Below are 24,631 nucleotides of genomic sequence, written 5' to 3' on the forward strand. Positions count from 1 at the left end.
GGTGATCGCCACGGGCGTGTCGATCGATGGGTCGCGGGAGGTGTTGGGGACCGCGGTGGGTGATAGTGAGTCGTTCGAGTTCTGGCGGGAGTTTCTGGTGTCGTTGAAGGCGCGTGGCCTGTCGGGGGTGCATTTGGTGATTTCTGATGCGCATGCCGGGTTGAAATCTGCTGTGGCGCAGCAGTTTCAGTTCGCGTCGTGGCAGCGGTGCCGGGTGCATTTCATGCGGAATCTGCACACGGCGGTGACGCGGAAGCAGTCGCCGGTGGTGACGGCGGCGATCCGCACGATCTTTGTCCACGATGATCCCGAAGAGCTTGAGGCGCAGTGGGATCAGGTGGTTGCGTCGTTGGAGTCGTCGTGTCCGAAGGCGGCGGTGATGATGGTGGAGGCGAAGTCGGATGTGTTGGCGTTCACCTCGTTCCCGCAGGCGCATTGGCAGAAGATCTGGTCGAACAATCCGTTGGAGCGGTTGAACAAGGAAGTCAAGCGGCGTGCTGATGTGGTGGAGATCTTCCCGAATCCGCCCGCATTTTTGCGGTTGGCGACCGCGGTGGTGATTGAGGCTCATGACGAGTGGCAGGTGACGCGGCGCTATATGTCGGAGGTGTCGATGGTTGAGCTGCAGAAAGTGATTGTGAAGAAGGAGGCTGCGGCTGCGGTTGCCAAACAACACCAAATCGGTTAATTTGTAACAGGATTCGTTGATCGCAACGCGTGAAGTACTCCGCCGATCCGAAGTCCATCACTCAAAGGGACGCTGTCTTTCTAATGTCGTCGTCTGCTTGCCGATGCGGTGCCGAATTGTGCGGGCCGTCGACTTCGACAATCATGGCTCGGCCATTGCTTAGAATGACGAAATCAGACACACAAGCATTCCCGGGGCAGATTCGGGCGCCAGCTGGTGGAGAAATTGAAATTGTGCGATCGTCTGATGTGGGCATGTTCGTGTTGTGGGCGCCGTCGTCAGCACCGTCGAAGAACTGCTGGACGATCCCTGAACTGTTCGAGCATCGGTCGTCAGATGAGTTGCCGTACCTAGCTCTTGTGGCGTTCCTCACCGCTGGGCATCGCGCCTGCGAAACCACTGATCGATCGTTGATCCGATTGGGTATCAACGGGTTCCGTCGATGTTCGTCGCGCTATTGCCTTGCTCGTGCGACGGAGCTTCCGAGTCGTTGGCGCATTTCGCATTCACGACCTGCTAGGTTATCCGGCAAGGGGAATCGACGAAGGACAGTGAATGGCAAAGCGCACCGTTGTGAAGTACGTCGACGATCTTGATGGCAAGGCCATCGCAGATCCGGTGACGGTCAAATTCGGCATTGACGGCAAGAGTTACGAGTTCGACACTTCGCCCGCGCACGCCAAACAGTTCCAGAAGGTTGTGGATCGATACATCAAGGTGGCCCGACGCGGCGGACCCGCAGGGGTTCGGCATTTGACATCGGGCGGCGCCCGCTCGAAAGAGCAGACGCAGGCGATCCGAGATTGGGCGCGCAAGAACGGTCATGCCGTCTCCGATCGGGGGCGCATCCCCGCATCGGTGGTCGAGGCCTTCGACTCTGCGCACTGAAACTACCCGGTAGTCGGCGTGGCCCAATAGTATTGCAGGACAACTGAATTCCCCGCAGTGTCGACTGGGGGCCGGTTTGCGGACAACGTGCTTGGTCACGAATAGATCATGAACTGGCCGCGATTCGACTCAGGAGTTGGCGATTCGTCCCATGACAGTGAATCCTTCACTGGTACTTGTGTGACGAAAGGTGTTTTTGATGCGTGTGGGACGAATGAAGACTCTGGTGGTCGCACTGGCTGCGCTCGCCACGATGGCAGGGCTGTCGACGCCTATCGCGGCCGCGCAGCCGACCAGGACGACGCCACTCGCAGCGATCGAAGCACTCCCCAAGCCGAATGCGACGCCGGTCGGCGCCCTGGAGACACTGCAGGCGGCGAACGACACGCTCACCAAGCTCGGCATCTCACCGTTCCTGTGGCCGACCGCGGCGCCGTTCTGCTCCGACACCGGTGCGCCACTTGGGATCGTCCCAGCGGTCGCCGGGGCGGTCCCCGGTCCGTATACGCCCATCCTGAAGTCTGTCCCACCGGTGTTGGGACATGACTTCAACACCGTCAAGAGCGGCGAAGTCTTGTATGGATTCGTTCCGGTTGGCATCGTCAACGACTCCGGCGACAAATCCGGCATGAATGTCGCGTGGTTCAACGTCAACAAGTTCACCGGTGGAATCGTGCCGATGGGCAGCCTGACCGACACCGTTCTCAAACCGATCACCGATGAGGCCACGGCACTCGGACTGATGAACAACCCGATCACCAAGGGCCTCTTCGTCAGCGCCATCACGCCCCTGACGGCGGCACTCAATTCTCTGCCGCAGGCGGGTGTCCGCGCAGCGACCGTCAAGACCGACAAGGGCCTGGTGCTCTCAGCGATCCTCGGCACGGCCAAGTCGGGCACCGGTACCTGCTTCTTCCTGCCCACGGTCGGAATCCAACAGGTCAACTAAGTCGCATCTCGTCGTCGGCCCCATACCCGGTGGCCGACGACGGCGCATTCGCCGACCATGAGGCAGGCAACTGCTGTCCAGGTGAATCGTCTCGACCGCCGATCCTGCTCGAGGTACTCGGTGACGTTACGCGTCGGTGCACTGAAAATGATTGCTGCACTGGGGTTTTCGCACGCCACACGGTAGTCGGCAGTCGCCGGCACAGACACCGTTGCGACCTCCGCGTAGTGCGAACCCAGCGAGCGCCGCGACGGTCTGGCGTAGTCATGATCGCTGCCGTCGCGTGCCACCCGGCAGTCGACGTCGCCGGTTGCCACGATCGACAACGCCGGCCCCAAGACATCGATGCGAATCACCTCTCCGGAGCGGATCTCGGTTCGGCCCGCCAGATGGTCCGGTGGCCCGGGCGCCGCTCGGAAGGCGAGCACAGCCAGGATCAACGCAGCAACGAGGCATGCGACGCCCAGCACAGCGCGAGTGATCCGCATCGTCTCACGGTACTCAAGGGTCGGCTACGCTGGTCGGCGATGACCGACTCACCGAGCCCCCACACGCCGGGCCAAGCCAACGCGGCGCCCGGCCAGTTCGACGTCGACGGCTACGACGCCGAGATCGAGCGTCGACGACGCCGGGGCCTGCGGATCGCACTGATCGTCGGTGTCGTGGTCGCGATCCTCTCTTTTCTGATCGCGCTGGCGTCGGCGATCATCTGACGCCAGGGCAGCCACGCGTGTGACGATCGACAGATCGTCGGCGTCACCGAGTTCGCGACTCAGTTCGACTGCCCGCCACCGCCTGTGACGATCGACGCTCGGCCGACGATGTCAGACCCTCGTGCCACCATGACTGCGGGCCGACTGGCGGCCCGGCGAAGTCGACTGAAGGTGAATGTGATGCGGGCGCGTGTGGTGGTTCAGATGCTGTGTGTGGCACTGGTGTCGGTGGCGACAGGATGTGGGGTCATCGACTCGTCACCGCCCGCGACGACACCGACCACCCGCACGACCAACCTGTTGACTTCGACTGCAGGACAACAAAATTCATGGTCAACCAGCGCACCCGCGAATGCGGTTGCCGCTCGCGCCCAGCTGGCGACACTAGCCATCAAGGGGCGCGCACCCATGACGGGCTACGGGCGTAGCCAGTTCGGTCGTGCCTGGTCCGACGCCGTCACCGTCGACGGTGGCCACAACGGCTGCGACACGCGCGACGACATCCTCAAGCGCGATCTGACCAACATCACCTTTGTCGGGGGTGTGTGCAAAGTCGCGTCCGGTACGCTCAACGATCCGTATACCGGCAAGACCATCAAATTCGTTCGCGGAGACCGTACCTCGATGAAGGTGCAGATCGACCACGTCGTTCCGCTCGCCGACGCCTGGCAGAAGGGCGCCCAGCAGTGGACCGCGGACAAGCGCCTGAACCTCGCCAACGACCCGCGTAACCTCCTCGCCGTTGACGGCTCGACGAACCAGGCAAAGGGCGCGGGCGACGCCGCGACCTGGCTGCCGCCCAACAAGTCGTTCCGCTGCACCTACGTGTCGAAGCAGATCGCGATCAAGGCCGCCTACCGATTGTGGGTCACTCAAGCTGAGCACGACGCGATGGAGCGGATGCTCGCCACCTGCAAGTGAGCATCGTCACTCGACAACATTTACTAGGGTATGCAAGTATTTGTCGGGTGGGCTGCGGATGCCCAAGTGCTCAAGGAGGCAGCAGTCAATGGTGGATTCATCAACGGTCGAGACCGCGTCGGTGCTCGCGTCCGTCACGGGGCCGGCGGCGACGCTGATCCTCAATCGCCCGGCGTCGATCAATGCGCTCGACCATGAGATGGCCACCGTCATGGAACAACATCTGCGGGCCTGGGAGACCGACGATTCCGTTTCGACGGTGATCATCGCCGGTGCGGGGGAGCGCGGTCTGTGCGCCGGCGGCGACATCGTCGCCATCCACGCCGACGCCAAAGCGCTGTCGGAGCGTGGCGACGCGGCACCCGCGACCGATCGCGAGGCCGCGGCCTGCGGCTCGGCGATCTTCTGGGCCGACGAGTACCGCCTCAACGACTACATCGCGAGCTATCCCAAGCCGTACGTCGCGCTCATGGACGGCATCGTGATGGGCGGCGGCGTCGGCATCTCTGCACACGGAAACACGCGCATCGTCACCGACCGCACCCGATTGGCGATGCCCGAGGTGGGGATCGGCTTCGTCCCCGACGTCGGCGGTACGTTCCTGCTCGCGCGCGTGCCCGACGAGCTGGGCACCTACCTCGCGCTCACCACGTCGGCACTGTCCGGCGCCGACGCCGTCGCACTCGGCCTCGCCGACCACTACATCCCCTCCGACGCCCTCGACGACTTCCGTGCGGCACTCGCGGTGAGCAGCGTCGACGACGCCGTGGCCGCGCATGCGCAGACGCCCCCGGCGTCGACACTGCTCGCGCAGGCCGAGTGGATTCGCGAAGCATTCGCGCATGACACCGTTGGCGAGATCGTCGCAGCCTGCCGCGCCGTCGGCTCCGCTGAGGCGGCCAAGACCGCCGACAAGATCGAGTCGAAGAGCCCCACCGCTCTCGCGGTCGCTCTGCGTTCGCTGCGCGCCGCGAAAGACGATGCGACACTTGCTGATTCGTTGCGAACCGAATATCGGGTGGCGCTGCGTGCGCTCCTGCACCCCGACCTCGCCGAGGGAATCCGCGCCCAGGTCATCGACAAGGACCGCACGCCGTCGTGGACGCCGGCCACGATCGACGCCGTCGAGGCGGCGACGGTGGACGCGTTCTTCGCGCCGCTGCCGGCCGACCTCGAGCTGAGGATCTGACTATGCCAACGTGTTCATCAACCGACTCGAATGGAGCACTATGACCGACTACGCCACCATCCTCGTGACCCGCGACGACCGCGTCGGGCTCATCACCCTGCACCGGCCCAAGGCGCTCAACGCGCTCAACACCGAGCTGATGAATGAAGTCGTGAGTGCCGCAACCGAACTCGACGCCGACGCCGGCATCGGCGCCATCGTCCTCACTGGCTCGGAGCGCGCTTTCGCCGCCGGTGCCGACATCAAGGAGATGTCGTCGCAGGGCTACGCCGACGTCGTCAACCAGCAGTTCTTCGCGGCGTGGGACAACTTGACCCGGCTGCGCACCCCGATCATCGCCGCCGTGACCGGCTATGCCCTCGGCGGCGGCTGCGAGCTGGCGATGCTCTGCGACTTCATCATCGCCGGCGAGAACGCCGTCTTCGGGCAGCCGGAGATCAACCTCGGCGTGATCCCCGGCATCGGCGGCTCGCAGCGCCTGACCCGCGCGGTCGGCAAGTCGAAGGCGATGGACATGGTCCTCACCGGCCGGCAGATGAAGGTCGACGAAGCCGAGCGCTCCGGACTGGTCTCGCGCGTCGTGCCCACCGATCAGGCGCTGTCGACCGCGCTCGACGCCGCGAAGACGATCGCGGGTAAGTCGGCGCTGGCCTCGGCCGCGGCCAAGGATGCGGTCAATCGGGCCTTCGAATCGAGCCTCGCAGAAGGGGTGCGAGCCGAACGCGCGCTGTTCTACGCCACCTTCGCCACCGACGATCAGACCGAGGGCATGGCTGCCTTCGTCGAGAAGCGGGAGCCGAACTTCACGCACCGCTGACGCCGCGGCTCGTTCCAGTCGTAGATTCCGCACAGCTCCGAGGGCCGCATGCCCTTGGAGCTGTCGTGTGTGCGGGGTGTCCGCGACGCGCTGCGAGTCGTGATACATAGAACGAATTGTGTCAGCTGTTGACCTAATGGCGATAGGTAAACTATTGTCCTTTGTGACACGGTTCACAGGCCTTCGCCGACCCTCGTCGGGTGCCGCTACGACGCAACCGTGTGCTGTCAACGACTTCCGAGGAGCTCCCATGACCACCGTGGCCCCCCAATCGGCTGCCCCCCAGTCAGCCGCTGTCACCTTCGCCGACCGTCCCCAGGTCTTCATCGGCGGCAAGTGGGTCGACTCGACTGGCGGCGACTGGATCGACGTCATCGACTCCTGGTCGGAGGGCGTCGTGGCGCGGGTCCGTGCCGCCACCGCCGCCGACGTCGCGAAAGCGGTCGACGCCGCGCGCGCATCATTCGACGCAGGAGTTTGGGCGTCGACACCGATCGCCGAACGCGCCGACGTCATCGACGAGATCGCCACCCGCCTCGAAGCTCGCCTGCCGGAACTGATTCCGGTCGGCATCGCCGAGGTCGGCATCACCCTGCCGGTCAGCGCGATGACGCAGGAGATGACGCTCGGCCTCTTCCACGCGGTGGCGAACGAAGCGCGGAATGTCACGCTGGTCGACGAGCGCACGCGCGCCGACGGCGGCGTCTCCCGGGTCCTCAAGGAGCCCAATGGTGTTGTCGCCGTGATCATTCCGTGGAACGGCCCGATCGGCACGATCGCGTTCAAGGTGATCCCGGCCCTCGCGGCGGGCTGCTCGGTGATTCTCAAGACCTCGCCCGAGGCTCCGTTGTCGCCGTCGATCTTCGCCGACGTCGTCGGCGAGCTGGTTGCGCAAGGGCGCATCCCGGAGGGCGTGTTGAGTGTCGTCGTGGCTGATCGTGAGGTGTCGGAGTCGCTGGTCACCAATCCGCAGGTCGACCACGTGACTTTCACCGGCTCGACCGCCGTCGGGCGCCGCATCATGGCGCTGGCCGGCGAGCGCATCGCCAAGGTCTCACTCGAGCTGGGCGGCAAGTCGGCGGCCATCATCCTCGACGACGCCGACCTGAACACCGTGATGCAGGCACTGCCGATGGGCGGCTGCATGCAGTCCGGGCAGGCGTGTATCGCACTGACTCGCGTGCTCGTCTCGGCGAAACGCCACGACGAAGTGGTCGCCGCGTACAAGGCGGCGCTGGGGATGCTTCCGCTCGGAAACCCGTGGGAGGAGACCAACTTCCTCGGCCCGCTGACGTCGGCTCGGCAGCGTGATCGCGTCGCCGGTTACATAGAGACGGCGAAGGCGCAGGGAGCCACCGTCGTGCACGGCGGCGGCAACGGTGGCTTCGACCACGGATTCTTCATCGAGCCGACTATCGTCGACGACGTCACCAACGACATGCGCATCGCACAGGAGGAAGTCTTCGGCCCGGTGATCTCGATCATCACCTACCAGGATGAAGACGACGCCGTACGGATCGCCAACGACTCACAGTACGGTCTGTCCGGCGCGGTATTCTCCGCCGACGCCGATCGGGCCTACGCGATCGCCAAGCGCATCCGCACCGGAACGGTGAACGTCAACGGCGGCGTGATCGACTTCACCATTCCGTTCGGCGGTTACAAGCAGTCCGGCGTCGGACGTGAGGGCGGGCCCGAGGGCCTCGACGAGTTCTTCGAGACCAAGACGGTGCACCTGTCCTAGCGACCGCATCCACGGCAACGAGCAGTCCCGGCCGCGTATCGCGGCCGGGATCTGTTGTCGCGCAACGCTTCCCTACATGTAGTCGCGGATGATTCCGTGCAGGAAGCTGCGCACCGTCTCTTCGAACAGCTGCTTCTGGGTCAACTCGTTGCTGGCCAGGGCTTGCGCCAGCAACGGCTGCGACTGCGGGTCGACGTTGGGGAAGATCGTCGACTTGGTGCTCGGCTTGCGCATGGCCTCGGTGAGTACCGCGCCGATGGCGAGGACCTCCATGCCGTCGAGGATGCGGACGTGAAGTTCGGTGGGGACCCCGGAATCGAGGAGGAACTTCGCGCGGTCCTCGTAGGTCGAGACGAACAGATCGCGCGGAAGATATTGCAGCAGAATGGGAGCCGCGTTGCGGTGCCGCAAGATCGATTGCCGGAAGTTCAGCGCCAGCGCGACGAAGTACTCGGGCCAGTCGGGGCCCGGCTTGCGGCGCGGAGTCGCCACCGACCGCCCGGCGATATGCCGCGCGACCTCGGTCAGAATCTCGTTCTTGTCCGCGAAGTGGTGATACAGCGACGGCGCGCGCACGCCGAGATGCTTGGCCAATTTGGGCAGGCTGAACGCATCCAGTCCTTCCGAGTCGATGATCTCGATCGACGCAGCCACCGCAGCCTCACGGCTGATCAACGGCTTGGATGGGCGTGGCATGGCGCACCCCTTTCATTGTCGGACCCGTGCGGACCAGCAGCCAGCAACTAGCAAGGATAGGTTTCGGTGTCCACCGAGGTCTAGCGACGCGCGGTGAGCGTGTCGCAGCGGGCCCACGGATTGCGTCCGAAGCAGGAGCGACGGGTCTCGTCGTCCGCCGAAAATCGTTGGATATCAAGGCAATTCGACTCAACCAAGCTGCTGACAAATATCGCTTGACGTCTCATGTAAAACAAACTACCGTAGGTTTACCAAGTGGTCCACATCACAGAGCCGCTGATCGTCGGCGCGGGCCGGCACCTACCTCTCACCCCACCGAAGTCACAGGGAGAAACGCATGAAACTCGAAGGCAAAGTCGCGCTCATCACCGGAGCCGGATCGGGGCTGGGCCGCCAGTCCGCGCAGCTGTTCTCCGCGGAGGGCGCGCGCATCGCGGTCGTCGACATCGACGCCGAGCGTGCCGAACACACGGCCAAGCTGGTCGAACAGCAGGGCGGGGAGGCCGTCGCCATCACCGCGGATGTGTCGCAACGCGATCAGATCACCGCCGCCGTCGAGCAGACTGTGGAGACCTTCGGCAAACTCGACATCGCATGGGCCAACGCCGGAATCGTCTCCCGCGGCGGCGTGCCCACCGTCGCCGGCGGCGAGCAGGTGCTGTTCGAGGACCTCACCGTGGACGACTGGAACGCGGTCCTCGGCGTCAATCTGTCCGGTGTCATCTACACCGCCCAGGCTGCGGTTCCGGCTCTGAAGGCCAACGGCGGCGGTGCCATCCTGGCCACGTCGTCGGCGGCCGGTCAGGTCGCCTACCACGACATCGCCCTCTATAGCGCCACGAAGGCGGGCGTGAACGGCCTCGTCCGCGGGCTGAGCCTGGACCTGGGCCCCTATGGCATCCGCGTCAATGCCCTCGCTCCCACCCACGGTATGTCGCCCAACTTCCTGATGCCGGCCGGATCGCCCGTCGTCGGGCAGTCGTATGAAGAGGTCATGGGCCCGTGGGAGCCCTTCGTCTCGCCGATTCCGCTCAAGCTGAATCGCCCGCCGTCACTGCTCGACAACGCCAAGGTCGCTCTGTTCCTGGCCTCCGACGACTCCGCCTACATCTCCGGCGCGGTTCTGGGTTCGACCGACGGCGGAACCCTCAGCCGCGTCGGCATGTGGTTCCCCGAGGACCTCAACCAGCCCAACCCGAATGCCTGACGCCATGTCGCAGGCTCAACTGCTCGTCGTCGACCGGGCGGCGTGTGCCGGGCACGGCCTGTGCTACGGCACCGCGCCGGACCTCATCGACTGCAACGACCAGGGCGATCCGATCGTCCCGGATCGACCGTTGGGCGCCGACGAGGTCGAGCTTGCACGCGAAGCGATACTCGTCTGCCCCGAACGCGCGCTGACGCTCGCCACCGCACCCGCCGCCGCGGCGTCGTAGGCGCTCTCGCCGTCCCTCAACTTCAGCCCCAGCCCGTACGCAAAGGATCTCCCATGACCACAGCCGAAAAGGCGCGTGAAGACGTCACCGTCGACTTCGATGTCTACGACGTGGCGCTCGCCGCCCCCACCGATCGCTTTCAGGAACGCGTCGCCGAACTCGCCGCGAAGGGACCGGTCGTCTGGTCGCCGCACTACGGCGGGCACTGGATCGTCACCAGCTATCACGAGATCCACGAAGTGCTACGCGACGCGCAGACCTACTCCAGCTATCCCAACAACCTCGTGACCAATGAGGCTTTCGGCAAGTTCATCCCGATCGAACTGGACCCGCCGGAGCACACCGGCTACCGAAAAGCGTTGCAGCCCTTGTTCGGACCGGTCCGCATGAAGAAGCTGACCGAAGACATCCGGGCGATCGTCACCGAATTGCTCGACGGATTCACCGCTCGGGGCAGCGCGGAGTACATCTCGGAGTTCGCCCACGAGCTCCCCGCCCGGATCTTCCTGGCGCTGATGGACTGGCCGCGCAGCGACGCGCCGATCTTCTCCGAAGCCACCGACATCGTGCTCTTCGGCAAACCCGGTGGGACAGAGGAAGAATCGATGCAGGCACGCGCCATGGCGGGCTTCTCGATGTTCGGCTACTTCCAGAAGGTCATCGAAGACCGGCGCGCGAATCCCCGCGAGGACATCACGTCGAGCCTCATCCACACCGAGGTGGAACTGACCGACGGCGTGCGGTTGCTCAACGACGAAGAGCTCAACCGGATGTTCTTCCTCTTGCTCATCGCGGGGCTGCACACCGTGCAGGGTTCACTCGCCTGGATGATCAAGCATCTGGTCGCCAATCCCGAGCAGCGCCAACAGATCATCGACGATCCGTCGGTCATTCCGAGTGCGGTGGAAGAGATCTTGCGCATCGAGGCGGCGATCATCCCCGGGCGACGTGCGACGTGCGACGTCGTGCTGGGCGGGCAGCAGATCCGCGCGGGAGATCAGCTGATCCTGACGCTGTGCTCGGCGAACCGCGACGGCGTCGAGTTCGACGACCCCGACGTGCTCGACCTCATGCGCCATCCCAACCGGCACTTGTCCTTCGGCGGTGGAGCGCACCGATGCCTCGGGTCGCATCTCGCGCGCGTCGAGCTGACGATCGCCATGGAGGAGATCCACCAGCGCATTCCCGACTACCGCCTGGTGGAATCCGACCCACCGGTTTATCACTCGTCGCAGGTGCGCGGCTGTGCGCGCATGCCGATCGAGTTCACCCCGCAGAGCTGAGTCACGCCGATCCGGGCCGGGCACGAAGGTGTCCGGCCCGTCGTCGTCGAAACCGGCGTTCGCCTGCGCATACCCTTGCTCGCTAAACCTTATTACTGTAGGTTTAAGGGAACAGCCCACACCGGTAGGACAGGAAGAACCGATGACCACATCACTGCCACGCGAGGACCGTATCCGCCGCGCCCTGGAGCTGCTTCGCAACGAGACCACCGACAAGTTCGACGACGTGGTGGAGTTCGAGCCCGGCGAGTTCACCGATCCGGTGCTCGCGCAGGAGGAGCGCGACCACATCTTCGGAGTGGTTCCCTCGATCGTCGCGCACTCCTCGGAGCTGGCCAAACCAAACGATTTCATGACCGTCACCATGCCGCGCAACAATCTGATCGTCGTGCGGCAGAAGGACGGCGGCGTCAAGGCCTTCGTCAATCTGTGTCGACACCGCGGAGCGTTGCTCGAAGAGAAGGAGAAGGGTCGCTGCCGCATCTTCTCCTGCGCCTACCACCGGTGGTCCTATGACCCGAATGGCAAGTTGCGCACCATCACTCGCGACACCACGTTCGGCGACGTCGACCGTTCCGAGCACGGTTTGATCGAGGTCCCGTGCGAGGAGCGGCATGGATTCATCTGGGTGGTCGACAACGCCAAGGCGACCATCGACGTCGCATCGTGGCTCGGAGGAGAGATGGACGCCATTCTCGCCGAGTATCACCTCGACGACTACGTCTGCGCGAAGGCCGGTGGATTCGACGAGCCGACCAACTGGAAGATCATGCAGGACGCCTTCCTCGACGGCTACCACATTCAATACGCGCACCCGAACACCGCGGGCAAGATCATCCACACCAACGTGATGGCCTTCGAAGACTTCGGCAGGCACTGCCGGTTCATCGCGCCGCGCAAATCGATCGATCGCTTCCTCGAAGAGGATCCGGGCGAGCAGCGGCTCGACAAGCATGTCACCGAAACGCATTTCCTCCTGCCCAATTCGACGTTGCTGCGTCAGCCAGATCACTTCCAGCTGTTGACCTTCCGCCCGCATCCGTCGGATCCGACGCGTTCACGCATGGAGCAGCGACTGATCGTGCCCAAGGTCGAGGACAGCGGGTTGGAACCGGCCCGCTGGGAGCGGCTGTGGGACAAGAACTGGGACATCCTGCTCGCAGTGCTGCACAGTGAAGACTTTCCGTTGCTGCGGGAATCGCAGCGCGGCATGGCCAGCGCCGACGCCGGCGGAATGATGTTGGGCCGCAACGAAGTCGCGAACCAGGTGTTCCGCCGCGAGACGCGCAAGCTGCTTGCGGCGGGCCGCGACGCGGCGCAGTAGCCCGCGATGATCCGATACGAGTGGTGCACCTCGCTGTCCGCCGACGACACCGCGGCGCTGCGTAGTCTGCTGAACCGCGCTGCCTCTTACGACGCCGAGCCCGAATACAACACGATCGACGCCGATGCGCTCGCGGCCGATCTGGCCGACCCGGCGTCGGGCGTACGACACCTGGTCGTCTGGCTCACGCCTCGACCGGTCGCCCTCGATGCGCCGCTGGAACCCGAACGCGTCGCGGGCGTCATCCGACTCGTGCCGTCCGGCGGCGGTTGGGCCGATGGGACGATCGTCATCGACCCGGATCTGCGGTCCCTCGGGATCGTCACCCTGCTGCTCGAACAGGAGGGCGTCGACGTCGGTGCCGACGGCTGGCTCGGCAGCGGCTTCGTCGGCATCCGGTCGTGGGCGCGCGGCAACCATCCGGCGTCGGGTCGCATCGCCGACCGAAACCTGTTGCCGCGCACCAAAAGGGTGTGGAAGCTGGTCCGCCCGACCGACGAATACGAGGACGGCGACGCCGAGCGAGTCGTCGTGCTCGCGTCCGATGACCAGCCGGCGCTGAGCGGATTCCTGGCGACGCTGGGCGCATCCGCGGCGGAGACGGCCCGCGTCGCCCGCGGGTCCGGTCAGTCGGCGCAGCGTCGTACGCTCGCCGTGCGCTCGTCCGCGAGTGGGCTGTCGGCCGTCGCCGACCTCGACCTCACGCCCGTGCACGTCGACGAGTTCGGCAGGTGCGCGACCATCGACTACCTGGGCGTCGACCCCGCCCTGGACGGGGAAGCGAAGCGAAAGGTGTTGTCGCAGGTGCTCATCGGTGCCGGCGCCTACGCGCGGGAAGCGGGTCTGGACGGGGTCGTCGGCTACGTCGAGTCGACCGACGACGCACTGGTCGCCGCTGCGCGTCGTACCGGTTTCCAACACGACCGCACCGACGTCCTGTATGAAATTCGTTGAAGGAGAAGACATCATGACCGCAACCATTGGCAGCGCCCTGGACTGGTGGGGCCGCACCAAACCCGACGCCACCGCACTCGTCTTCGACGGTACCGAGCTCACCTACGGCGCGCTGCGTGACTGGAGCAGCCGGTTCGCCCGGCACCTCGTCGAGACTGTGAACGTCGCACCGGGCGACCGGGTCGGGCTCCTCGGCCCCAACTCGCTGCACTGGCCGGTCGCAGCACTGGCCGTCCTCAAATCCGGCGGCATCCTGGTGCCGCTCAACAGCCGTTACAAGCCGGCCGAGTTGCGCAAGATCGCCGACGACGCCGGACTGTCCGTCGTGGTCGTCGCGCCGGGCCTGGAGGAATTGGCAACGCAGACGGCGGCTCTGGGTGCGCCGTTCACCGCTGTCGGGTTCGCCGACCTGGCGGCACTCGAGCAGGGTGCGTCCGACGACTTCCGTGTCGACGTCGCACCCGACGAGCCGACGTCGGTGTTGTTCACCAGCGGTTCGACGGGCCTGTCGAAGGGTGTGATCCTCACCAACCGAACGCTGCTGTCGATCGTCCTGGAGAACACTCTCACCGAAGAGGGCTTCCGGCCCGGCAGCACAACCCTTCTGGTGCTGCCGCTGGCGTTCACTCCCGGGCTGGTGTACGGGCTGCTCATCACCACGGTGCTCGGCGGCACGCTGGTCATCGAACCCGAACTGGTGCCGTCGCGCGCCGTCACCCTGCTCGAAAAGCATTCCGTCCAGGCGATTTTCGGGGTCCCGCTGATCTTCGAGGCACTGTCGCGGGCGCCGGAGTTCGCCGACGCCGACCTGTCGTCGTTGAAGACCGCGATCGTCGGCGGCGCCGCGGTGCCCACCGCACTGCTCAAACGGTGGTCGGACAAAGGGGTGCTGCTGCGTCAGATCTACGGCATGACCGAAGCGGGCGGCGTAGCCACCGCGACCATCGCATCCGAGGCACTGGACTATCCGGATCGCTGCGGAACCGGGTCGATCTTCACCGACGTCACCGTCTTCGACGCCGACGGCAATCCGGCCGAACCCGGCGTCGAGGGTGAACTCGTCGTCCGCGGACCGGGCGTCACTCCGGGGTATTGGAACGATCCGGCGAGTACCGCCGCGGCGCTGCGCGACGGATGGCTGCACAGCGGCGATCTCGGCGAGCGCGACGAGGCCGGGCGGGTCAAGTTCGTCGACCGGCTCAAAGACCTGATCATCTCCGGCGGCATCAACATCTCACCCGTCGAGTTGGAGGCCGCGATCGCCGCGATCGACGGCGTCGTCGAAGTCGCGGTGATCGCGGCCGACGACGAGCGGTTCGGCGAGACTCCGGCGGCCATCGTCACGGTCACCGGCGACGTCGACGAAGCGGCGATCATCGAGCACTGCTCTGCGGTCCTCGCCGACTTCAAGGTGCCCCGCTATGTGGTCATCAGTGCCGATCCGTTGCCGCGCTTGCCTTCTGGCAAGATTGCGAAGACGGTCATCCGTGAGCAGTACAAAGACGTGCACGTGCGATTCGAGAAGGTGAGATGAGCGTCGAAGCAACCGCGTCATCCGATGTAGTCCTGGAGCGTCCCACCCTGTGGGTGCAGCGGCGCGGTGCCACCGCGGTGATCTGGCTCAACCGCCCCGACCGTCTCAACGCGTTCACCTACGCCATGCGCGACGACATCATCGCCGCGTTCGACGCCACTGACGCCGACGACGCGGTGCGGGCCGTTGTCATCACCGGCACTGGACGAGCGTTCTGCGCGGGTGCCGACCTCGAGGCCGGCGGTGACACGTTCATGCCGGAGGAGGGCTTCGACGACGCCGACGCCGGGAGCCTGCGAGAAGGTGGTGCGCGCAGCGTTCCGCCGGATTCCGGCGGAACCACCGCGCTGCGGATCTACGCGTCGCGCAAACCCGTCGTCGTGGCTGTCAACGGGCCGTCGGCCGGTGTCGGAGTGACCATGACGCTGCCCGGTGATGTTCGCATCGCCTCCGACGATGCGAAGTTCGCCTTCGTGTTCACCCGCCGCGGCCTGGTGCCCGAGGCATGTTCCACGTGGTTCCTGCCGCGCATCGTCGGGATCGCGACGGCGCTGCGCTGGACGCTGGCCGGGGCCACCGTCAAGGCGTCGGAAGCGCTCGACGCCGGGCTGATCTCCGAGGTGGTGCCCAAGGCCGAGGTGCTTGATCGAGCCTTGGCGATCGCCGCCGAATTCGCCGACGGAACCGCTCCGGTGTCGGTGGCGCTGACCCGGCAGTTGATGTGGCGCATGCTCGCCGCCGACGGCCCGCTGGAGGCGCACCGCGCGGAATCGCGGGCGTTGTTCGAGCGCGGCCAGTCCGCCGACGTCCGCGAAGGCGTCGCATCGTTCCTGGAGAAACGGCCTGCGTCCTTCGCCGATGCGGTGTCCGCTCACGCTGACGACTTCGATTGGGACTCCTGATCGGACTACACATGTTACAAGATCCGTCTCTTGTAACATAGGGTGGGAACCGTGAGCGATGGGAGCATGTGATGGCGCGCAGGAAGACGGGCAATGTGTTGTCCGAGGACGTCAACGAGGCGCGCAACCAGATCATGTCCGCAGCCGAACGAGTCTTCGCGAAATACGGCGTCGCCAAGACGACGATGGATGACATCGGCCGTGAGGCCGGTGTCTCCCGGCCGACGGTGTATCGGTATTTCGGCGATCGGGACACGTTGATTTCCGCGCTCATCGAGAAGCGATCACGATTGTTGTTCACCAAGGCGCGCAAATTTCTGCTGAATCAGCCCACTTTCGCCGACCAATTCGTCGAGGGACTGATCTACCTGGTGGACCGGGGACGTCGGGATCCGTTGGTACGGCTGCTCGTCTCGCCGGAGCACATGCAGTTGGCGACCCCGATCCTCGGAAGTTCCGGTCTGGCCGCCCGGTTGACCGCCGAGATGTGGGAACCGGTGCTGGACAAGGCGATTGAGCGCGGTGAGATTCGCGACGACCTCGACCGGGCCAAGATGGCCGAGTGGATCGCGCTGGTCCAGTTCATCCTCGTCGGCCGCCTCGACTTCGACCGGCCCGACGACCCGGCGCATCGAGAGATGTTGCGTACCTTCGCATTACCGGCGTTCCTACCTGTCGCGGCACCGGTGGCCGGTGCGGGCGCATGACGTCGGGTAGGACTGTGGCGGGCGGTGACGCCGCCGCTACTATCCTCGCCGCGGCGGAAGCCTGCTTCGAGCGGTTCGGCATCGCCAAGACGACGATGGAAGACGTCGCCCGCGCCGCCGATCTGTCTCGCGCGACCGTCTACCGACATTTCAGCGATCGGGACAGCCTGATCATGGCGTCGGTCGTGCGACGCTCACGCATGAATCACGATGCGGCACGGTCCTATATCCGCAACTGGCCGGTATTCGCCGACCGCGTCGTGGAAGGAATCTGCTACGACGTCAAACGCGGCCGCCGCGACCCCATGATGCACATGCTGGTCTCGCCGGAGCAGATGACCTTGTCGACGCAATTGCTCTGGCAATCGGGCGCCGCGGTGGACCTGACCCACGAATTGTGGGGTCCGATTCTCATCGAGGCGCAGCAACTGGGTGAGCTGCGCAAAGACGTCGATGTGCGGCTGTTGAGCGAATGGATCGCCGAACTGGAGATCATGTTCATCAGCCAGACCGACGGCAGCGACGAGGCGATGGATCGGTTCCGGACGAAACTACGAGCATTCCTGGTCCCGGCATTGTTGCCGGCGGACGGGTGAGACTCGGACGAGCTTGCGGTCGCGACCCTCCCGCTCCCCGAGTGCCGAACGAGCTTGCGAGTTCGGTGTATCGAGGGGCCGCGAGACAATCCACGTGGCGCAACCCATCGCCGTGACGGCTCACATCCCCAGAGTCGTACTGCACTGACACGTTCCCACTGCGCTGCCCGACCACCCTGCTCCGCCGCATCCTGCTGGTTGAGCGAGGCGAAGCCGAGTCGAAACCACTGTGACGCTGCAGGTTTCGTCATAGCCCGGCCGGAGGGGGTTTCGACTCGCTCCGCTCGCTCAACCGGCAGAGGAACGCAACGTCATACAACTCTTTAGTCCGACACACCACTAGCGACTGCGGCAGCTCCACACACTGCGCTGACCAGTGCAATAGGAAGGGGCTACCGCCGCGGGAAGTGTGCCCGCCGCTCCTACAAGTCGATTACCAACCGCTCTGACGCGCAGCGAGAGACGCAGATCATCATCACGTCGCCGTCGGCCTGCTCATCCTCGTCGAGCACCGAATCGCGATGCTCGGGGCGCCCGGCGAGAACCGCGACTTCGCATGTGCCGCAGGTACCTTCGCGGCAGGAGAACTCGGCGTCGACGCCGGCGTCGAGCACGGCGTCGAGGATGGACTCCTCCGCTCCGACCTTGACGGTCATTCCCGATCGAGCGAGCTCGACTTCGAATGTCGTGTCGATCAGGTCCGTGGGCAATTCCTTCGGTGCGAATCGTTCCACGTGTAACGGCACACCGCGGCCATGGCAGACGCCTTCGAGAGCGACGAGCAGTGGCTCTGGTCCGCATGAGTAGACCACGCCGTCGTCGACGCCGCGCACGGCCGACTCCAGATCGAGCAGACCCACTTCATCGGCGGGCGCCAGCGTGACCTGTTCGGGGAACTCGCCGCAAATCTGTTGTGCGAAGGCCATACTCGCGCGGGTGCGGCCGCCGTACAACAGCCGCCACGGGCGGTCGGCCGCGGTAGCGGCACGCATCATCGGCAGTAGGGGAGTGATGCCGATTCCGCCCGCGATGAAGAGATACGACGCCGCGTCGACGAATGCGAAATGGTTGCGGGGACCATTCGACTCGACGACGGCTCCGACACGGAGGCGATCGTGAACGAATGCCGAACCACCGCGGCCCGCCCGCTCCCTGAGCACCGCGATGCGCCAGTGGTCGTCAGCCGGATCGCCGCACAGGGAATACTGCCGGGTCAGCCCGTCGCCGAGCTCGAGGTCGAGGTGCGCGCCGGGCAGCCAGTCGGGCAGAGCGGCGTCGTCGGCGTCGGCCAGGCATAGCGAGACGACGTCGTCGGCGATGGTCTCGTGTGCGATCACGCGGAGTCGGCGAAAAGTAGCGGTCATGGGATCTCCGAAACGGTTGAGTGCCTCATAATCTTATGATATTAGTTTTAAGTGAGCAACTGAACGACGCCACTCACCGCGTCGGATCTCTTGGGCTACAACAATTCTCGCGGGACGACTCGGCCCGTCCAAGGTGGTGCCTGCAATGCCCCTCAACGAAACAATGACCAGCTTCCACGGCGACGGCGTGATCCTCGCGGCCAGCACATGGGTGTCGTCGAGTATGCCCGCGGGCATCGTGCTGCTTCTGCACGGTGGCGGTCAGACGCGGCACTCGTGGCAGCAGACCGGTCGGCGACTCGCCGCTCACGGATGGGTGGTGCATGCCCTCGACCTGCGCGGTCACGGCGCCAGCGACTGGGCGCCCGACGGTGACTACACCATCGATGCACATGCGCGCGACATCGCGTGCGTCGCTCGCAGCCTGCCCGAGCCGCCGATTCTGGTAGGTGCGTCGCTGGGTGGGATGGCGTCGCTGATCGCCGCCGCCGCGGACACCGGTCTCGCGCGAGCGCTCGTGCTCGTCGACATCACGCCGAAGGCGCAACCCAAGGGACTGGCGAAGATCCACGACTTCATGGAGAGCGGGGTCCAGGGCTTCGACACCCTCGACGACGTCCTGGCCGCCGTCGTCGCCTACAACCCGCAGCGGCGCCGCGCCCCGCGGATCGAGGGGTTGCGCAAGAACCTCCGCAATCGTGACGGACGCTGGTACTGGCACTGGGACCCCCGCATACTCGCGCAGCGAGAGAACTCGGTGGCTGCGGCCGACGAACGCGAACGGACGGCACGCCGCGCCGCACAACAGATCTCGGTGCCGACGCTGCTGGTGCGCGGTGCGCAATCCGACGTTGTCGGAGACGACGGGGTCGCCGATCTCCTGGCGCTGATTCCGGGTGCACGCCACGTCGACGTCGACGGCGCCGGGCACATGGTGTCCGGCGACGACAACGACGTACTCAGCCACGGCATCGTCGACTTCTGCGCCAGCCTGCGCGCATGACGCCCGGATCCGACGGCGGCGACACCGGCAACTCGAAACACCCAGAACCCCAAGATGATTCACCACAGGTAAGGAAGAAGAACATGGCACGACTCGACGGCAAGGTAGCCTTCATCACCGGCGTCGCCCGCGGACAGGGACGTTCGCACGCGATCCGGCTGGCGCAGGAAGGGGCGTCGATCATCGGCATGGACATCTGTGCGCAGATTCCGTCGGTGTTCTACCCGATGGCCACCCGCGAAGATCTCGCCGAGACCGAACGGCTCGTGAAAGAGGTCGGCGGACAGATCGTCACGAGCATCGGCGACGTCCGCAATCGCGAGGACATCCAGGCGGCGCTCACCGCCGGCATCGAGCAGTTCGGTCACGTCGACACGGTCATCCCGAATGCCGGGATCATGCCGGTCATCGGGCCCGGCGAGCAGCCTCAAGCGTGGTTCGACGCCGTCGACGTCATGCTCACCGGTGTGTGGCAGGTGCTCGACGTCGTGGTGCCGATCCTCATCGAGCAGGGCCGCGGCGGAACCATCACCATCACCAGTTCGGCCGCGGGACTGCGCAGCATCGGGCTGAACACCCTCCCGGGGCAAGCCGGCTACTCGGCCGCCAAACACGGCGTGGTCGGGCTGATGCGGCTGTACTCGAAGCAGTTGGCCAAGCACATGATTCGCGTCAACACCGTTCATCCGACCGGCGTGAACACGCCGATGGTCGCCAACGCCGAGTACGGCGAGTTCGTGATGTCGCACCCGGAGGTCGCCGCCGACGACGCGTACAAGAACCCCATGCCGGTGGAGCTCATCGAAGCCGTCGACATCAGCAACGCCATCCTGTTCCTCGCATCCGACGAGGCGCGCTACGTCACGGGCATCACGATGCCCGTCGATGCCGGCTACAACAACCGCTGACCCGCTGGGTGTTTGGTGCGTTGGCGGCGTCGGATTGCGTGGTTTCGACACGGGCCTTCGCTAGCGCTTCGGCCCGGCTCAACCGGCGGTGTGGGTGGCGCGGCGCAACCTGGATCCACCGATGGTGGGCCCTCCGCTGGTTGAGCCATGAGGAGCGTTAGCGACGAGCGTGTCGAAACCGTGGTGAGACGAGTTATCAACTGTCGCTGGGTGTTTGGTGCGTTGGCGGCGTCGGGTTGCGTGGTTTCGACACGGGCCTTCGCTAACGCTCCGGCCCGGCTCAACCAGCGGGTGCCCGGCTCAACCAGCGGTATGGATGGCCACACCCTAGAAGTAGATCGACTTGGTCTGCAGATACGGGGCCATGCCCTCGGGCCCGAGTTCACGTCCGAGCCCGGACGCCTTGACGCCGCCGAACGGTGCGGCGAGGTCGAGACCGTAGTGGTTGACGCCGACCGTGCCGGTGTGGATCCGGTCGGCTATCGCCAGGCCCCGCGCCTCGTCGGACGTCCAGACGGTGCCGCCGAGTCCGTACGGGGAGTCGTTCGCGATGGCGATCGCCTCAGCGTCGTCGGTGTAGGGCGTGATGGTCAGCACCGGACCGAAGACCTCCTCCTGCGCGAGTCGCGCCGAGTTGTCGACGTCGGCGAAGACCGTTGGGGCGACGTACCATCCGGTGTCGATGCCGTGGGGCACGGCGCCGCCGGTGGTGAGGCGGTGTCCTGCCGCCCGTCCGACGTCGATGTAGTCGAGCACCCGACTCCGCTGTGCCTGTGTGACCAGCGGGCCGAGTTGAGTCGCTTTGTCGAGTGGGTCGCCGATGGTCAGGGCGGCGACCGTGTCGGTGACGGCCTCGACGACGTCGGCGTAGCGCGATCGCGGTGCCAGAATTCGCGTGCAAGCGTGGCAGGTCTGGCCGTTGTTGACCAGAGAGACTCCGGCGAGTCCCGCGGCGAACAGCGAGAGGTCGGCGTCGTCGGTGACGATCGATGCCGATTTGCCGCCGAGTTCGAGAGTGACCGGACGCAGCAGCCGTCCGCACACTTCACCGATCGCCCGGCCCGCGGGCGTCGAGCCGGTGAATGCGACCTTGTCGACGCCAGGATGTTCGACGAGGTAGGCGCCCGTCTCCCGACCGCCTGGGAGCACGTTGAGGACACCGGCCGGCAGTCCGGCTGCGACGGCAGCATCGGCGAAAACATATGCGTCGAGCGCGGTTTCGGGTGAGGGCTTGAGGACCACGGTGCATCCGGCAGCCAATGCGGGTGCGATCTTCATGGCCGCGAGCGACTGCGGATAGTTCCACGGCGTGATGGCCGCGACCACCCCGACCGGCTCGTGCCTGACTACAGTTCGCTCGCCGAGCGCGCTGGGACGGATATCGTCGGCGGCGTTCTCGCGCAGCAGCTGTGCGTAGTAACTGACCATCATCGACGGTGCGTACCCGTTGGCGCCGATCGACAGCGAGATCGGCATGCCGTTCTCGCGGCTCGCGAGCACGGCGGTGGTCTTGGCGCGCGCTCTCAATTCGGACGCGAAGCGATCCAACGCGACGGCGCGGTCGACCGCCGAGCGCCCACGCCAACCGGGTAGAGCCCGGCGCGCGGCCGCTACCGCTGCGTCGACGTCGGTGCTCGACGCCGACGCCGCTGTGCCCAAGACGGTTTCGGTGGCCGCCTCGATGACGTCGACGGTGGCTCCGCCGGCGGGAGCGACCCACTCGCCCGCGATGAAGAGATCGGGGCGGTCCACTGTGATGGGGCTGTCGAAAGTGGTTGTCATGCAGGCGATTCCTTCATGTGGGTTAGAGAGTGTCCTGGTGACCGAAGAGCGTCGAGGAGACCAGCGGGGCCATCGGTCCGCCGATGAACAGTGAGGTTCGCGCGCCCTCGACCTGGTTCGTCGACGTGCCGCGGATCTGTCGGACGGCCTCCACGGCGAGCCCCATGCCGTTGACGAAGCTGTCGGCGATGTTGCCGCCGCTGGTGTTGACCGGCAGTTTGCCGATTCCGGCGGTGAGATTGTCGACGGTGAGAACCTCACCCGCAGCGGGTCCGGTCGGCGCGAGTCCGTGATCGATCAGGGCGGCGACGGCGGGTCCGGAGAAGTTCTCGTAGACCTGCGTGACGTCGACGTCGTCGGGGCCGAGGCCCGCTCCCGCCCACAGACGTTCGGCGACGCCGGGCCGGCCGGCACGTCCGGCGAAACCGGCACTGGTGTACATGTCGTCGTTGTCGATCAGCGACGAGTAGCCGCCGGGGGCGCCCTGCGCCCCCGAAAGGATATATGCCGCATCGGATTTCATGGCCTTCGCTCGCTCGGCGGAGACGACGATCAGTGCTACGGCTCCGTCGTTCTCCCGCGAGCAGTCGAACAGGTGAAAGGGCTCGGTGATGAGCCGTGAGGCCTCGTACGCGTCCTCATCGAGGGGCTTACCGTATGCGGCCGCGGTCGGGTTGTTCTGAGCGTGCCGATATGCGGCCAGGACCAACGCGCGCAATGCCTCCCGCGGTACGCCGTCGTGCTCGATGAGCCGTTGGGTGCGCAGGGCGCACACCTGCGCCGGCGATCCGACGCCGTGCGCGAGGTAATGCGGTCCGTAGAAATAGCTCGCGTACCCGAGCCGGCCGGTGTCGGCCTGGGCCATCGATCGATATACGACGACGGTGTTCGCCTGGCCAGACGCGATCGCGACGGCGGCGTTGTTGATGGCCGCGGCGACTCCGCCGCCCCCACCACCCCACATCATGGTCGACCACAGCACGTCGTCGACGCCGAGCGCGCCGCCGAGCATTGCGCCGTCGTATCCGCCGCCGGCGTAGGAGACGAAGCCGTCGAGTTCGCGTGGACTGATGCCGGCGTCGGCGCAGGCTGCGACTATCGCCTCGAGTGTCATCGGCATCTCGCCGTGCGGCGCCTCACCGCGTTTGTAGTGGTGCTCGGCGACGCCGACGACGGCGGTGGTGCCGCGAAGGGCAGTGTTCATCGGTGCGGCCTTTCCGACTCGGTAGCTGATTGTGTTCGGCGCCAACGCAATAACGGCCACTCAGCTCCCTCGTCGAGCTGGAACTCGCCGGTCACTTCGTCGCCGATGTGGATGCCGCCGTCGCCGTCGAGCAGCATGCCGAGCACACGCCGTCCGCCGGCGTGGGGGAGCTCGACGAGAACCGTCACGTAGGGCGCGCGGTCGGCGTATTCGCGGATGAAGGGATAGTGGCTCCGGGACCAGGCGTAGACGACGCCGGTCGGCTCGACGGATTCCCAGCCGGGCGAAAAGGTGTGGCAGTGTGCGCAGATCCACTGTGGACCCCAGATCCACGTCGCACATTCGCCGCATCGCTGGATCCGCAGTTCGCCGTCGCGTAGTCCGTCCCAATGCGGTTGGTCGAGGCCGTCGGCGGCCGGACCCCAGGGATACTCGATGGCAGTGGTCACGAGGGGGCTCCGGTGCCCGGCGACGTCGACGCCGAGCCTGGATCCGGTGAGAAGTTCTCCAAACCGGTTGCCAGCCAACGTCCCTCGCGTAGCTCCCACGTCGATCGCAGGCCGAGCGGCCCACTTGCGAGGTGGTAGACCGCCTCACCGACGCGTCGGTCGCCGTCGGCGTAGACATTGACGATCTCCGCACGCTCGACCGGTGAGCGCGGTACATCGACGCCGTCGAACACCGTCGGTAATCGGTCCGGGGCCATATCGGCCAGCGCCGAGCGCATATCCCCGGTCCGGACGAATCCGACGTGGCGCTCGTAGAGTTGTGTGAACTCGTCGAGGTCGGTGGCTGACATGTGTTCTCCTTGATCGAGTCGGGGGCGGTTCGGTCCTACCCTAAAGCTAATGGCTTTAGATAAATTAGGCAAGATTCGCGCGCGGTCTAGTCTACGGTGGCCGCGGTGATCTAATCTATTGACGTTAGATATTCGCAGAGGTGCCGCCCAATGTGAGTTTGTGACCGCTCGGGTGCGGCACTCAACCGAATCACAACGCGTTGGTGACATCGCTCCAGAACCGAACTGAG

At 65.5% G+C, this 24,631-nt stretch carries 26 protein-coding genes; 19 read left to right on the forward strand and 7 right to left on the reverse strand.

Features of this window, described 5'->3' with window-relative positions; genetic code table 11:
- The 3 genes from HH308_RS20915 to HH308_RS20925 form a co-directional block, all read left to right on the forward strand.
- Positions 1 to 688, forward strand: a 688-nt coding sequence (locus HH308_RS20915; protein WP_170196190.1) for an IS256 family transposase, incomplete at its 5' end; no start/stop codon positions are given.
- 555 nt (positions 689 to 1,243) lie between these two features.
- Complete coding sequence (locus HH308_RS20920) at positions 1,244 to 1,576, forward strand: histone-like nucleoid-structuring protein Lsr2 (protein ID WP_170196191.1); 333 nt, start codon at positions 1,244 to 1,246, stop codon at positions 1,574 to 1,576.
- Between the two features lie 199 nt (positions 1,577 to 1,775).
- Positions 1,776 to 2,525 (forward strand): hypothetical protein, encoded by a 750-nt coding sequence (locus HH308_RS20925; protein ID WP_170196192.1) that lies wholly within the window; start codon positions 1,776 to 1,778, stop codon positions 2,523 to 2,525.
- On the opposite strand, the gene HH308_RS20930 is transcribed toward HH308_RS20925, so the two are convergent.
- Entirely contained in the window at positions 2,522 to 3,013 is a 492-nt protein-coding gene (locus HH308_RS20930; protein ID WP_170196193.1) for a hypothetical protein, read from the reverse strand. The two genes, HH308_RS20925 and HH308_RS20930, sit on opposite strands and share 4 nt — an antisense overlap.
- A gap of 39 nt (positions 3,014 to 3,052) precedes the next feature.
- Here HH308_RS20930 and HH308_RS20935 point away from each other — a divergent pair, with 39 nt between their 5' ends.
- The 5 genes from HH308_RS20935 (at position 3,053) to HH308_RS20955 (ending at position 7,909) form a co-directional block, all read left to right on the forward strand.
- Positions 3,053 to 3,238 carry a hypothetical protein gene (locus HH308_RS20935; protein ID WP_170196194.1) on the forward strand — a complete coding sequence of 62 codons (186 nt, stop codon included), beginning with the start codon at positions 3,053 to 3,055 and terminating at the stop codon, positions 3,236 to 3,238.
- 408 nt (positions 3,239 to 3,646) lie between these two features.
- On the forward strand, positions 3,647 to 4,159 hold the full coding sequence (locus HH308_RS20940) for an HNH endonuclease family protein (RefSeq protein ID WP_376767243.1): 513 nt from the start codon (positions 3,647 to 3,649) through the stop codon (positions 4,157 to 4,159).
- 88 nt (positions 4,160 to 4,247) lie between these two features.
- Positions 4,248 to 5,348 carry an enoyl-CoA hydratase/isomerase family protein gene (locus tag HH308_RS20945; protein WP_170196196.1) on the forward strand — a complete coding sequence of 367 codons (1,101 nt, stop codon included), beginning with the start codon at positions 4,248 to 4,250 and terminating at the stop codon, positions 5,346 to 5,348.
- A 40-nt stretch (positions 5,349 to 5,388) separates the two neighbouring features.
- Positions 5,389 to 6,165 (forward strand): enoyl-CoA hydratase, encoded by a 777-nt coding sequence (locus HH308_RS20950; protein ID WP_170196197.1) that lies wholly within the window; start codon positions 5,389 to 5,391, stop codon positions 6,163 to 6,165.
- A gap of 250 nt (positions 6,166 to 6,415) precedes the next feature.
- The gene (locus tag HH308_RS20955; protein ID WP_170196198.1) at positions 6,416 to 7,909 is read left to right on the forward strand and encodes an aldehyde dehydrogenase; all 1,494 of its coding nucleotides are present in this window, start codon (positions 6,416 to 6,418) and stop codon (positions 7,907 to 7,909) included.
- 72 nt (positions 7,910 to 7,981) lie between these two features.
- Here HH308_RS20955 and HH308_RS20960 read toward each other — a convergent pair whose 3' ends face one another.
- Complete coding sequence (locus HH308_RS20960) at positions 7,982 to 8,605, reverse strand: TetR family transcriptional regulator (protein ID WP_170196199.1); 624 nt, start codon at positions 8,603 to 8,605, stop codon at positions 7,982 to 7,984.
- A 337-nt stretch (positions 8,606 to 8,942) separates the two neighbouring features.
- Between HH308_RS20960 and HH308_RS20965 the strand changes: the two genes are divergently transcribed.
- The 9 genes from HH308_RS20965 (at position 8,943) to HH308_RS21005 (ending at position 17,341) form a co-directional block, all read left to right on the forward strand.
- Complete coding sequence (locus HH308_RS20965; RefSeq protein WP_170196200.1) at positions 8,943 to 9,812, forward strand: SDR family NAD(P)-dependent oxidoreductase; 870 nt, start codon at positions 8,943 to 8,945, stop codon at positions 9,810 to 9,812.
- Positions 9,805 to 10,041, forward strand: a complete 237-nt coding sequence (locus tag HH308_RS20970) for a ferredoxin (protein WP_246284755.1) — start codon at positions 9,805 to 9,807, stop codon at positions 10,039 to 10,041. The genes HH308_RS20965 and HH308_RS20970 overlap by 8 nt, the downstream gene beginning before the upstream one ends.
- A 53-nt stretch (positions 10,042 to 10,094) precedes the next feature.
- Positions 10,095 to 11,324 carry a cytochrome P450 gene (locus HH308_RS20975; RefSeq protein ID WP_170196201.1) on the forward strand — a complete coding sequence of 410 codons (1,230 nt, stop codon included), beginning with the start codon at positions 10,095 to 10,097 and terminating at the stop codon, positions 11,322 to 11,324.
- Positions 11,325 to 11,466: 142 nt separating this feature from the next.
- On the forward strand, positions 11,467 to 12,648 hold the full coding sequence (locus HH308_RS20980) for an aromatic ring-hydroxylating oxygenase subunit alpha (RefSeq protein ID WP_170196202.1): 1,182 nt from the start codon (positions 11,467 to 11,469) through the stop codon (positions 12,646 to 12,648).
- Positions 12,649 to 12,654: 6 nt separating this feature from the next.
- On the forward strand, positions 12,655 to 13,602 hold the full coding sequence (locus tag HH308_RS20985) for an N-acetyltransferase (protein ID WP_170196203.1): 948 nt from the start codon (positions 12,655 to 12,657) through the stop codon (positions 13,600 to 13,602).
- A gap of 13 nt (positions 13,603 to 13,615) precedes the next feature.
- Positions 13,616 to 15,136, forward strand: a complete 1,521-nt coding sequence (locus tag HH308_RS20990; protein ID WP_170196204.1) for a class I adenylate-forming enzyme family protein — start codon at positions 13,616 to 13,618, stop codon at positions 15,134 to 15,136.
- Positions 15,133 to 16,038, forward strand: a complete 906-nt coding sequence (locus HH308_RS20995) for an enoyl-CoA hydratase-related protein (RefSeq protein WP_170196205.1) — start codon at positions 15,133 to 15,135, stop codon at positions 16,036 to 16,038. Before HH308_RS20990 ends, HH308_RS20995 begins: the two co-directional genes overlap by 4 nt.
- 71 nt (positions 16,039 to 16,109) lie before the next feature.
- Positions 16,110 to 16,745: a TetR/AcrR family transcriptional regulator gene (locus tag HH308_RS21000; protein WP_170196206.1), complete on the forward strand. Its 636-nt coding sequence runs from the start codon at positions 16,110 to 16,112 to the stop codon at positions 16,743 to 16,745.
- Positions 16,742 to 17,341, forward strand: coding sequence for a TetR/AcrR family transcriptional regulator (locus tag HH308_RS21005; RefSeq protein WP_170196207.1), 600 nt, complete (start codon positions 16,742 to 16,744; stop codon positions 17,339 to 17,341). The genes HH308_RS21000 and HH308_RS21005 overlap by 4 nt, the downstream gene beginning before the upstream one ends.
- A gap of 422 nt (positions 17,342 to 17,763) precedes the next feature.
- On the opposite strand, the gene HH308_RS21010 is transcribed toward HH308_RS21005, so the two are convergent.
- Positions 17,764 to 18,705 carry a PDR/VanB family oxidoreductase gene (locus HH308_RS21010; RefSeq protein ID WP_170196208.1) on the reverse strand — a complete coding sequence of 314 codons (942 nt, stop codon included), beginning with the start codon at positions 18,703 to 18,705 and terminating at the stop codon, positions 17,764 to 17,766.
- A 145-nt stretch (positions 18,706 to 18,850) separates the two neighbouring features.
- Here HH308_RS21010 and HH308_RS21015 point away from each other — a divergent pair, with 145 nt between their 5' ends.
- On the forward strand, positions 18,851 to 19,708 hold the full coding sequence (locus HH308_RS21015) for an alpha/beta fold hydrolase (RefSeq protein ID WP_170196209.1): 858 nt from the start codon (positions 18,851 to 18,853) through the stop codon (positions 19,706 to 19,708).
- A gap of 83 nt (positions 19,709 to 19,791) precedes the next feature.
- A complete protein-coding gene (locus HH308_RS21020) occupies positions 19,792 to 20,616 on the forward strand; it encodes a mycofactocin-coupled SDR family oxidoreductase (RefSeq protein ID WP_170196272.1) in 825 nt (274 codons plus the stop codon).
- Between the two features lie 327 nt (positions 20,617 to 20,943).
- Here the strand turns inward: HH308_RS21020 and HH308_RS21025 are convergent, their stop codons facing one another.
- The 4 genes from HH308_RS21025 to HH308_RS21040 are packed head-to-tail and all read right to left on the reverse strand — an operon-like array spanning position 20,944 to position 24,401.
- Positions 20,944 to 22,398 carry an aldehyde dehydrogenase gene (locus tag HH308_RS21025; protein WP_170196210.1) on the reverse strand — a complete coding sequence of 485 codons (1,455 nt, stop codon included), beginning with the start codon at positions 22,396 to 22,398 and terminating at the stop codon, positions 20,944 to 20,946.
- Between the two features lie 22 nt (positions 22,399 to 22,420).
- Positions 22,421 to 23,602, reverse strand: coding sequence for a thiolase C-terminal domain-containing protein (locus HH308_RS21030; protein WP_170196211.1), 1,182 nt, complete (start codon positions 23,600 to 23,602; stop codon positions 22,421 to 22,423).
- A complete protein-coding gene (locus tag HH308_RS21035; protein WP_170196212.1) occupies positions 23,599 to 24,051 on the reverse strand; it encodes a Zn-ribbon domain-containing OB-fold protein in 453 nt (150 codons plus the stop codon). The genes HH308_RS21030 and HH308_RS21035 overlap by 4 nt, the downstream gene beginning before the upstream one ends.
- Positions 24,048 to 24,401, reverse strand: coding sequence for a hypothetical protein (locus HH308_RS21040; protein ID WP_170196213.1), 354 nt, complete (start codon positions 24,399 to 24,401; stop codon positions 24,048 to 24,050). The genes HH308_RS21035 and HH308_RS21040 overlap by 4 nt, the downstream gene beginning before the upstream one ends.
- Positions 24,402 to 24,631: the final 230 nt, after the last annotated feature.

The sequence above is a fragment of the Gordonia asplenii genome, assembly GCF_012933505.1.
Lineage (GTDB): Bacteria > Actinomycetota > Actinomycetes > Mycobacteriales > Mycobacteriaceae > Gordonia > Gordonia asplenii.